Below are 11909 nucleotides of genomic sequence, written 5' to 3'. Positions count from 1 at the left end.
CGATTTTATTTGAGAAAACTGGAGATTTTCTTGATTTACCCTTCAATTACCTTTTTCCTGTTCTTATTTTAATTTAGTTCATATAGAACTATGGCATTCGTTGGCTGCTGCCGTTGCTATTCTCCTGATAATAGGAGGTTTGCTGTTTTTATCTGTACATGATGAAACAGGGGTAGAAAAAAGCATTAAAATAATAGCTGAAAAGAATCAGTTATACGTGCTGCCCGACAGTACAAAAGTATGGATGCAGCCGGGCAGTTCAATCCGGTACGCAAAGGCATTCATGCAAGACAGAAGAGTGTGGCTGGAAGGAAATTCCTTATTTGAAGTACGAAAACATAAGGGCAGCACATTTCAGGTATATATAAACGATGCATTTATAGAGGTGAAAGGAACTTGTTTTTTGGTGAAGCAAGAAGACGCATATCGTAGCGAAGTAACTCTGTTTGAAGGTGAAATAGAATTTAATATTCCGTCTACCCGCCAAAAAACGGCAATGCTTTCTCTACAAAAACTGACTTACAATTCGATGAATTCACAAACACAATTAGATAATATAGCCAATATCAGTTGGGAAAACGGGAGATACAACTTCAAGGATGTCCCGTTGGCTCAATTGATTCAAATCGTGAGCCGGATGTACCATACTGATATTCTTGTGGAAGGTGTGCATCGTGATGAAGTCTCATTTAGCGGCAGTATTCATTACAATGAATCTTTGGATAATGTACTCAATAAGATTCGTTTCAGCTTGAATTTGAATATCCGGAAAGTAGATGACCGGTTCATTTTGTACTAGTCTATTTTTTATTAACCATATGTCTAATCAAACTTAATTAAAGCATGAGAAAATCACTCAGTTTTCAAAGTTGCGTACGATATTTCAAGTGTATCGTGCTAGTTTTGCTTTTTTATCCGTTGACGGCCCTTGGAGCTCAGGGGCATATTACGGTAAAAGGACAGTCTATTACTATCAAAGAAGCTATTATGCTCATTGAAAAAAACAGTAGTTATGTCTTTTTTTATAATGCAGCGGATTTGAAAAACATTCGACTGAAAAATGTCAATTGTTCGGGTACAATTGATAAGGTGTTAAAGGAAGTCTTTGCCAATACAGGAATCACCTGGCTGATTCAAGGTAATGATGTTATTTTAAAAGTGAGTAAAACGGAATCTGTCCAACAAGCCAAAAAAGCGGAAATTGTGGGTGTCGTTACTGACGCGCGAACGGGAGAGGCTGTCATTGGAGCGAGTGTCGCTATTGTGGGAACCGCGACGGGTGTTATCACTGATATTGACGGTAAGTTTGTGATTCAGGCAAATCCGCAGGATGTTCTGAAAGTCTCGTATGTGGGATACACAACCAAGGAAGTGAAAGTTGGCAATCGGAAAGTGCTTGCCATTGACTTGTCGGAGGATACACAGGCACTTGAAGAAGTTGTGGTAACAGCTTACGGAACAGGACAGAAAAAGGCGAGTATGGTAGGGTCGGTGCAGGCTATCCGTCCGGCGGAATTGAAAGTTCCTTCAACGAATCTTTCCAATTCATTTGCCGGCCGTTTGTCGGGTGTGGTTGCTGTCCAGCGTACCGGTCGTCCCGGAGCGGATGGTTCTGACTTCTGGATTCGAGGAATTTCAACCTTGAGTCAGGCTACATCGCCTTTGATTATCATTGACGGTGTGCAGGTATCTTCCGCTGATTTGAATGCATTGGATCCGGAAGTGATTGACGGTTTCTCTATCTTGAAGGATGCTACCGCTACGGCAATGTACGGAACTCGTGGTGCAAACGGTGTTATGATTGTCACTACTAAATCCGGACAGAATCTGGACAAGCCGATTATAAACTTCCGTGTAGAGGGACAGGTCAGCCAACCTACCAAGACTCCTAAGTTCGTGGACGGAGCTATGTATATGGAGCTGTTCAATGAAGCTGTGAAGAATGATGGCAGTCCGGACGTTTTGTATAGTCAGGATAAGATTAACGGGACGCGTATGAAACTGAACCCGTATGTTTTTCCGGATGTGGACTGGTATGATGAGATTTTTAATAATGTGGCTTTCAATGAGAAAGTGAACTTCAACATCCGTGGCGGAGGGAAGAAGATTGATTATTTTTCAAGTATCTCGGTCAATCACGAATCGGGTATGCTGAAGAATCGTTCGAAGGACTTTTTCTCTTATAACAATAATATTGATGTGATGCGTTATGCTTTCCAGAACAATATTAATGCATACCTCAGCAAAACATCCAAGTTGTCAGTGAGATTGAACGTACAACTTCGTGATTTGCGTGAGCCTAACCGTGGTATTGATGATATTTTTGCGGATGCTATGAACTCAAGTCCGGTTGAAGCGCCTGTTTTCTATGAACCGGACGGGACAACCAATCATGTGAAATGGGGTACTACCGACCGTTTGATTACGGCATATCAGGGAAATCCGGTTGCCCAGTTGGCTACGGGGTATAATGATACATTTGAAAGTACGGTTATTGCTGCTCTTGAGTTTGAACAGAAATTAGACTTTCTGACCAAGGGACTTCGGTTTAAGGCATTGGGAACGTTCAAGAACTGGTCGAAATCTGTCAATAAATATAGTGCCGGATGGAATAAATATTTGTTAGGGTCGTATGAACAGAATGAAGACGGTTCGTATAGTTATACCACCAACAGAGTAGGTAATGAAGTGTCGACTGACTTAAACAATACTAATGAGACGGCGGGAGATCGTCGGATTTATCTGGAAGCAATGGTTGATTATAACCGTACATTCGGAAAGCATGATGTGAATGCTATGTTGCTTTATAATCAAGACGAACTAGTGAACAATGTGCCGGGTAACGACCTTATCAATTCGCTGCCCAAACGTAAGCAAGGTCTTGCCGGACGCCTTTCGTATGCATACGACGGAAAATATATGGCGGAAGTCAATATGGGTTATAATGGCTCTGAGAATTTTGCGAAGGGACATCGCTGGGGATTTTTCCCTTCTATAGCGTTGGGATATAATATCAGTGAAGAAAGTTTCTTTGAACCTCTGCGTAAGATTGTTACCAGTATGAAATTACGCGGCTCATGGGGATTGGTCGGTAATGACCAGATTGGTGGTGAAAGGTTTATTTATATGCCTACGATAAATCTGTCCGGTAAGGGATTTACTACAGGTATCGACCAGAACTACGGATTGAGCGGACCGGTTTATACCCGTTATGAAAATACTAATATCACTTGGGAGGTGGGAGAAAAGATTAACCTTGGTGTTGACTTGCAATTATTGAACAGCTTGAACATTGTTGTCGATATTTTCCGTGAGACTCGTAGAGATATATTCCAGAAAAAAGGAACTATTCCTACTTATCTGGGAACCGGAACGACCGATGTGTTTGGTAATCTTGCCGAGATGAAAAATCAGGGACTCGATTTCTCTATTGATTATAACAAGGCGTTCAGCAAGGATTTCTATATGAATTTTAAGGGAACCTTTACCTATGCCCACAATGAGATTACTAAATATGATGAAGCTCCTAAATATGCCTTTCAGTCGAAAGTCGGTCAGAGTGCCAATGTCAACCAGGGATATTTGTCGAATGGATTATTTTTAGATGAGGCTGAAATTGACCGTTACAATCAACAGATGGGTTCCACTCTGGGAGCAGGTGACATCAAATACCTCAATGTATCGAATATGCATGGCTATGGAGATGATATAGTGGACGTGGACGACTGGACATGGATTGGAAATCCTACGGTTCCTGAAATCGTATATGGTTTCGGTCCTTCGTTCAAATATAAAAACTGGGACTTTTCTTTTTTCTTTCAGGGAGTAGCGAAAACGTCTTTGTTTATGAGTGGATTCCATCCTTTCGGTGATAACTCGTTGCGTAATGTGCTGCAATTTGTGGCAGATGACAGATGGTCGCCGACGAATCAGAATGTAGATGCGAAATATCCGCGTTTGACCCGTAAAACTAGTCTGAATAATACGAATCCCGGCAACTCCGGTCGTACATCTGATTATTGGATGCGTGACGGTTCGTTCTTGAAACTGAAAAATATGGAGATTGGATATACATTTAAAAGAATGCGCTTCTATGTCAGCGGTTCCAACTTGTTGACATTCTCTAAGTTTGATTTATGGGATCCGGAACAGGGAGGCGGAAGCGGCTTGAAATACCCTACACAACGTGTCTTTAATGTAGGTTTCCAAATGACTTTCAACAATTAAATTTACATAGTATGAAAAATATAATAAAATATCTGTTTTTTGCATTGTTAGTGGGAACTGTAATGGTGTCCTGTGATTTTCTAGATGTGGTGCCGGCGGAAAAAGCCAGTGATAAAGATGCTTTTTCCAGTCCTAAGGCGGCGGAAAGGTTTCTATATTCATGTTATGGATATATACCGCAGATTAATATGGTGCAGAATTGCCTGGATTTCAGTGGAGATGAGATTATAAGTCCTTTTACACAGGAATCGTACGTGAAATTTGCCGAAGGTGTTTATACTTCAGGAAATTTGATTATCAGTTATTGGAACGATTTGTTTCTAGGTATCCGCCAATGTTATTTGTTGAAGCAGAATATAAATTCTGTTCCCCGTATTGACCAGGCAACAATAGACAGTTATGTGGCTCAGGCTGATTTCTTGATTGCTTATTTTCATATGTTGTTGATTAAATGCTATGGTCCTGTCGTATTAGTGAAGGAACTGCCGGTTCTGGATACTCCAAAAGATAATTTATTGGGACGTACCTCTTATGAGGAGTGTGTGCAGTGGACTTGTGATATGTTTGACAGTGCTGCCGGAAGACTGCCGGCAACCCGGACGGGGTCGGAATATGGTCTTGCAACTAGTGTGGCTGCCAAAGCTCTTAAAGCCAGGCTGTTACTTTATGCAGCTTCTCCCTTGTTCAATGGTAATACGGAATATTACAGTGATTTTGTCGGCACGGACGGTAGTCCGTTGATGCCTCTTTCTTATGACGAAAATAAGTGGAAAAAGGCTGCGGATGCCGCACTTGAGGCTATTAATTTGGCTGAATCTAACGGGCATAGTTTATATGAGATGAAAGAAGGGGATTTGAGTGGCTATCCTGAACCTCAGGATTTGACGCAGCGTACGATGCGTTTTACATTTATGGATAAAGACAACTCGAAAGAGGTGTTGATGGCAGAAACGCGTAAGGCAGGTGCATATGGTTTGCAGCCAAAATCTTTGCCTTATTTGAGTGATGGTTCCTGGAATGGTGTTGCGCCGACTTTGACTATGGTGGAGCGCTTTTATACGAAAAACGGACTTCCGATTGACGAAGATCCCGAGTTCGATTATCAGAATCGGTTCTCGGTAGTTCCGTTCCCCGATGATGCTACTTATGGCGAAGGACAAACTTTGAAGATGAATATTGACCGTGAACCCCGTTTTTATGCCTGGATTGCATTCCAGAATGGGTATTATGAATGCCAGGCAGAGTCTAAGGAGAATGCTTATGTAGCGAAAGCTGAGCGTGCGGAAGGCAAGAAATGGTTGACGGATTTTACGGAACAGGGAAATTGCGGCAAGCAGGGTAGAAATAATAACTACTCAAAAACCGGATACTTGAATAAAAAAGGTGTTCATCCGGGAGTGGCTGCTTCCAAGTCGCAAAAAGAACCTTCCAAAGATTATCCATGGCCGGTCATTCGTCTGGCGGAATTGTATCTGAATTATGCGGAAGCATGTATCGCCTATGATAAAGAAGGCTATCTTGAGAAGGGGATGGAGAAATTGGATAGGGTGCGTCAGCGTGCCGGACTCCTTTCTGTTAAGGATTCCTGGAAGAATGCGAAGAATCCTATAGTGAGCTATACGGGAAATGGTGGTCTGAACGGCAAATTGACAGAAATTGTAAGACAGGAGAGAATGATAGAGCTTTATCTGGAACAACAGAACTTTTGGGATATCCGTCGTTGGAAACTGGGGGACAAGTACTTTAATGTGCCGGTAAAGGGGATGAATATTGATGCTACGGATATCAATGGATTTGCTACTGTGAAAACTCTTCCTGACGTGCGTAATTTTGATACTCCGCGCCAGTATTTGTTGCCGATTCCGGCTGAAGAAGTGAGCAAGAATCCTAATATGGTGCAGAATCCTAATTATTAATTAAATTTTAGTATGACTGTTATGAAGAAAAATATTTTTTTATTGGTTGTCACTCTACTCTTGGCTGGGTTTGCAGGTTGCAGTGACGAAGATACTAAGTCTGTTGTTCCTTCTGATGTGATTGATTTAAGTGCCGATACTCAAGATAAGCCCGGTTATATTGTGCTTCGTTGGGTTACGCCTGATGATAATACAATCAGATATATAAAGGTATCTTATTATGATTATTTATTGGAACAGGATGTGGTAAGGCTGGCAAGTGTTTATGCGGATAGTGTGTTGATTCCGGATACGCGTAAAAAGTTCGGAGAATATGAATTTAAGATACAGTCTTATAGTGAAACGGGTGATGCGGGAAATGTCCAGACAATTAAGGCTGTTTCGGAACCGGCTAAGGTGCAAATTGTGTTTGGAGAGTCCAGACAATTGGCATTGACCGAGGAGCAGTTGTCGACGAATGCTCAGGAAGCTTCGGAAGGGCCTATAGCAAATCTTATTGACGGGAATACCGGTTCTTATTTTCATACAGCCTGGAGCGGGACTGTTCCTTCGTCTCCTCACTGGTTCCAGATAGATACAAAAAAAGAAATCACTTATTTTAAATATGAGTCGGTGGCACGTAATGGAAACAACATTCCTGATGATGTGGATATTATGGGTAGCAATGACGGAGTCAATTTTGAATTGATTGAGAATCTCACAAAGGCTAAGAATGGAATGTTGATGAGTACAACTCCATATATGTCGCCTATCATGGGAGATAGTTCAAAACCTTATCGTTATATTCGTTATTCGGTAAATCACACAAATACGGGTTCTGTCTTTTTCAGTATGGCGGAATTTAAACTGTTTGAGGTTGATGCAAGTGTGGTCGATCCTGAGGCTGATTAGTGAGGAGCGTAGCATACGAATAAAGTTACATAATAATAAGATTTCGGCAAATGATAAACAGTCATATAAAAAAATGTTTGGTTGTCTTTCTTATACTTGTGCATTGGGCGGTCGCTTTTTCTTGTACAAGTGATGATGAGGCACTGGAGGTGGTCGAGCTGTCCGTTAATAAGGAAGTGGTGGACTTTAAATGTGAAGCCGGCACGCAGAACATAACGGTTTCGACGAATGCTCCGATTTGGGAGGCTACGGCGGATAAAAGTTGGTGTACACTTTCTGTGGCAGGAAAGATTCTGAAAATCTTCGTAGACGAAAGTGAAGAAAGATTGGTACGTGAGGCTGTCATTACAATAAAGGCGGAAGGCTTGAGAAAGACGGTTAAAGTTCGTCAGTTGGGATATGAGCCTGCTATACTGATTGATACAAGCGTATTTGAAGTGGAAGTCATCGGGAAAGAGATTGCTTTTAATGTCACTGCCAATGTGGAGGTAAGTGCCGGGTTTCCTGATTGGATTGCAGAAAAAGTAAAATCCCGTGCACCGGAGATGGTGACATCAACCCATGCTTATGTGGTGAGAAGCAGCACATTGGATGAAAAGAGAGAGGGAACTATTGTTTTTACAGAAGTTTTACCGGAAGGGGCTTCAGAAGAAACTTCTCCGGTTTCTGCTTCGGTTTTGATTGTACAGCATGGCTTGAATGAATATAATGGTGGCGCGGGAGAAGATATAGAAGGGGATATCAAAGTGAAAGTTGTGAGCGGTACCGATACTTCCCATCAAGGGGAAGATGCTATCGGAAAGTCTTTTGACGGTGATTATACTACGCTGTATCATTCGAACTGGTCTAATGGCGGCGCGAATTATTTCCCAATTACGCTGACTTATAATTTTGCGGAAGCGTCTGATGTGGATTATCTGATTTATTATCCCCGTCCGTCAGGGTATAACGGTAATTTTAAGGAGGTGGAAATTCAGTATTCGGAAGACGGAAATGTATTTACGAAGTTGCTTGATAAGGATTTTGAGGGGGCGGCGACAGCTGCCAGGGTCACTTTTGACAATACGGTCCGGGCTAAATCTTTCCGTTTTATTGTGAAAAGCGGCGCGGGAGACGGTCAGGGATTTGCTTCCTGTGCCGAAATGGAGTTCTATGCCAAGAACTTGGATGCCTTTGATTATTCTACTCTTTTTGAGGATGAAACGTGTAGCAACCTGAAAGCGGGAATCACAGAAGCGGATATTGAAAATTGTAAATATCCTTTCTTCAAGAATCTGGCGTATTACATGCTCAAGGGTAAGTATGACAGAAACTTCCGTGTGGCGGACTATAAGGCATTCCCACATCCGGATATCCAGTCGGAAACCCACAAGACGAATCCATACAGCCTTCTTGATAATCCGACGGGAATTTCGGTGAAAGAAGGAGAGACTCTGGTAGTAATGGTGGGCGATACATACGGACAGAACATCGGAATGAAGGTGCAGAATCTGGACGCACCGGGAGGTGACGGTTTCGGAGGGGTGACGTATCCGTTGTATCGAGGCATTAATAAGTTGACAATGACTGGAAAGGGACTGGTGTATGTGATGTATCATACCAAGACATTGGAAGAAGCGGAAACGGCACGGCCTGTTAAGGTTCATTTTGCTTCGGGTACGGTGAATGGTTTTTTTGATTCGCAGAATGTAGACCATCGGGGACGTTGGAGCGAATTGCTGGGTAAAGCTACGGACAAATATTTTGATGTGATAGGCCAATATGCACATTTGACATTTGAGACCAATGATTTCAGGAAGTATGCTGCTACAAACGGTGATGAATTGATTGGTCTTTATGATAAGATTGCTCACAGTGAAATGCAACTTCTCGGCTTGGAGAAATATGGCAAGATGTTCGGGAACAGAATCTATCTCAATGTCATGTATCACTCTTTTATGTACGCGACTGCTTATCATACAGCTTACAATCAGACGACAATGGGAGATGTGTGTGATCCTGATGTTTTGAAAACTACCGGCTGCTGGGGACCTGCTCATGAAATCGGGCATTGCAACCAGACTCGTCCGGGGATCAAGTGGATAGGACTGACGGAGGTGACTAATAATATCATGTCCGAGTATGTGCAGACAACGGTTTTCGGTCAACCTTCCCGAATACAGACCGAGGATATGGGAGCGGTTTACCGTAACAGGTATTCGAAGGCATGGAACGGCATTATTGTTCCGAAAGCTTCTCATGCTGATTTTACAAATCTGGATGATTCGAATGATGTGTTTTGCAAGTTGGTGCCTTTCTGGCAATTGGAACTTTACTTTGGTAAGGTACTTGGACTGACTCCTCTTCAGCAGTCGGATTGTGGCGGCTTTTATCCGGAGGTTTTCGAGTATGCCCGTACAAAAGATTATAGCGGCATGAGTGAAGGGGAAATCCAATTGGATTTCGTGTATAATTGTTGTGTGGCAGCCCGGTTGGATTTGCTTGATTTCTTTGAGAAATGGGGATTTCTGACTCCAGTGGACAGGCTGATTGAAGATTATGACACGAAAACTTTGAAAGTGACTGAAGGCATGGTGGATGCACTGAGGAAGAGAGTGGAGAGTCTGGGATATAGTAAATTACAGGATACAGCCCTTGAATATATATCGGATAATACATGGGAACTGTACAAGACCAAGCCACAGGTTATACCTGGAGCAAGTGCAACCCGAAACGGCAATACCATTACAATAAAAAATTGGCAGAATGTAGTGGTTTATGAGGTGAGAGATGAGGCAGATAATCTTGTCTTTGTTTCCAGTGGTGAAACGACGCCTTCTGCTACCGATGTGTTTACGCTTTCCGGTGGCTGGAATGATGGCTATAAACTTTATGCTGTTTCGGCAGTAGGAAAACGGACTGAGATTCCGGTTGCCGGTTGACTGGAGTTATAAATTTTGCCATAGATTGGTACAAGGCTGTTTTATCTGATAACTGTGACGGCTGTATTAATCTATGGCATTTTTCATGTATTTTATAGATGTAATTCTCGGTAAAAATATTATCTTTGTATACAGCAAGATTTTATACAATATGAAGGAAGAAGAGTTGATAGAGCAAGTAAAAAAAGGTAATAATATAGCTTTCGCTGCATTATATGATTACTATTGGCAGAGAGTCTATAATTTTACTAAGCTATATGTAACTTCTTCTGATAGTATTTCTGAAATTGTACAGGATGTTTTTGTGAAGTTTTGGGAATCTCGCCATTTGTTGGATAGTAACAAGAAGGTGGAGGGCTTTTTATTTATTATTACCCGGAACATTATTTTTAATAAGGTCCGTAGTAAGATACGCGAAGATATGTTCAAGATGACGATACTACGCTCCATTGAAAATGAAGAGCCGTACAATCAAGAAGACTGGATGGTGGCTGAGGATTTGAAGGAATATATTGACCGGTTGATAGCCGTATTGCCTAAAAGACAGCGTGAAATATTTTTGATGAGTAGGGAGGAAAATATGACTTATCGGGAGATTGCCCTTCACTGCGGGATCGGTGAAAAAGCCGTAGAACGGCATATTCACCTCACCTTGAAATTTTTAAAAAAGAATCTTCTTTTATTCATTTTGTTTTCCATGCTCCCCGAGTGAAATCGGGTATAGCTATCGGGGTGCTTCCATTCAACACTGATTTTTCGCTTAATTCTGTAATACATGACCATTCGGCGGCATCATATACATCCATATCCAATGGAAGCCCGTTACGCAGGCAATAGATAAGGCGATAGTCCATTACATAATTCATTTCATTGGGCAACCCTTTACGGTGCGCTTCTTCACCGATAGTCGCGCTGAAAGGGTGTTTGTAGCGTGCCAGTGTTTTCTCCAGTCTTTCTTCTGTAAGCGGTGTGTCACCGTTCGGATCCAGCGCTATGCATGGAACCGGATATTTTTGTGCAAAACCTAGTGTGCCGCACACTGTTTGCAGGCGACTGTAAGGACGCGGGGTAGATACGTCATATTGAAGCATGATTGTTTTTCCCTTAAGCGTATGGATAAGGGTTGTATTGACATCTCCCAATTGATATTTCTGGCAGGCTTCCGGTGAGTACTCGCCAAACATCCGGCGGGCATATTCGGTCATTCCTGCCTGGTGGGTAGACATGGAAACAAGATATTCCATCCGGTCGCTACGATGAATGTCGAGAATCTGACAGGCGGGTCCCAGGCCATGAGTGGGGTAGGGATTGCCGGTATGTTCAATGCTGTACTTCTTTCCCCAGTGGTTGTGATAGCCGCCTTCGCTTTCTTCGGCAAAATACATCGAACGAAGGTCGTGGATATAGGCGCCTTCTACGTGCATAATCTCTCCGAGTATTCCCCGACGGGCCATATTGAGAGTAGTCAGTGCGAAAGGGTCATAGCAGCAGTTCTCTAGCATGATGCAGTGGCGTCGGGTTTTCTCTGCCGTATCGACCAGTTGCCAGCATTCTTCCACGCTCATAGCTGCCGGAACTTCGATGGCTACGTGTTTGTTGCATTCCATGGCAAAGGTAGCCATCGGTGTATGCATCAGCCAATCGGTGCAGATGAAAACTAAATCCACGCCTTCTGATTCGCACATTTTCTTCCAGCCGTCTGTTCCGGTATATCCGATGGCTTCGGGGCGGTTCGCCTCTTTTAATTGTTGCTGTGCTTTGTGAAGGTTGCCTTCCCTAATTTCACAAAGGGCTTTGATCTCTACTCCTTCTATTTGCAGATAACGTTGCAGGGTGAGCAAGCCCCGGTTGCCCAATCCTATGATTCCTATATGGACGGTAGGGATAGGGGGATGCGCTAACTGGAGCACGTGAGTTTGTGTCAGAGAATCTTTCATAATCATAGCGGTCTAAA

The 11909-nt window shown here is 42.6% G+C and carries 7 protein-coding genes; 6 read left to right on the top strand and 1 reads right to left on the bottom strand.

What is annotated here, in order from left to right; translation table 11 throughout:
- Nucleotides 1–124: 124 nt before the first annotated feature.
- From CLIN57ABFB40_RS11825 to CLIN57ABFB40_RS11800, 6 genes are all read left to right on the top strand, one after another.
- The gene (locus CLIN57ABFB40_RS11825; RefSeq protein WP_175630378.1) at nucleotides 125–799 is read left to right on the top strand and encodes a FecR family protein; all 675 of its coding nucleotides are present in this window, start codon (nucleotides 125–127) and stop codon (nucleotides 797–799) included.
- Nucleotides 800–843: 44 nt separating this feature from the next.
- A complete protein-coding gene (locus CLIN57ABFB40_RS11820) occupies nucleotides 844–4227 on the top strand; it encodes a TonB-dependent receptor (RefSeq protein WP_175630229.1) in 3384 nt (1127 codons plus the stop codon).
- Nucleotides 4228–4238: 11 nt separating this feature from the next.
- The gene (locus tag CLIN57ABFB40_RS11815) at nucleotides 4239–6143 is read left to right on the top strand and encodes a RagB/SusD family nutrient uptake outer membrane protein (protein ID WP_175630228.1); all 1905 of its coding nucleotides are present in this window, start codon (nucleotides 4239–4241) and stop codon (nucleotides 6141–6143) included.
- Between the two features lie 21 nt (nucleotides 6144–6164).
- Entirely contained in the window at nucleotides 6165–7034 is an 870-nt protein-coding gene (locus tag CLIN57ABFB40_RS11810) for a discoidin domain-containing protein (protein ID WP_254871747.1), read from the top strand.
- A 50-nt stretch (nucleotides 7035–7084) separates the two neighbouring features.
- Nucleotides 7085–9955, top strand: coding sequence for a M60 family metallopeptidase (locus CLIN57ABFB40_RS11805; RefSeq protein ID WP_175630226.1), 2871 nt, complete (start codon nucleotides 7085–7087; stop codon nucleotides 9953–9955).
- 151 nt (nucleotides 9956–10106) lie between these two features.
- Nucleotides 10107–10667: an RNA polymerase sigma factor gene (locus tag CLIN57ABFB40_RS11800; RefSeq protein ID WP_175630225.1), complete on the top strand. Its 561-nt coding sequence runs from the start codon at nucleotides 10107–10109 to the stop codon at nucleotides 10665–10667.
- On the opposite strand, the gene CLIN57ABFB40_RS11795 is transcribed toward CLIN57ABFB40_RS11800, so the two are convergent.
- On the bottom strand, nucleotides 10639–11892 hold the full coding sequence (locus CLIN57ABFB40_RS11795) for a Gfo/Idh/MocA family protein (protein ID WP_175630224.1): 1254 nt from the start codon (nucleotides 11890–11892) through the stop codon (nucleotides 10639–10641). The genes CLIN57ABFB40_RS11800 and CLIN57ABFB40_RS11795 overlap by 29 nt on opposite strands.
- Between the last annotated feature and the right edge of the window lie 17 nt (nucleotides 11893–11909).

The organism is Bacteroides acidifaciens (assembly GCF_903181435.1).
GTDB lineage: Bacteria > Bacteroidota > Bacteroidia > Bacteroidales > Bacteroidaceae > Bacteroides.
This window is presented reverse-complemented; position numbering and strand designations above follow the sequence as displayed.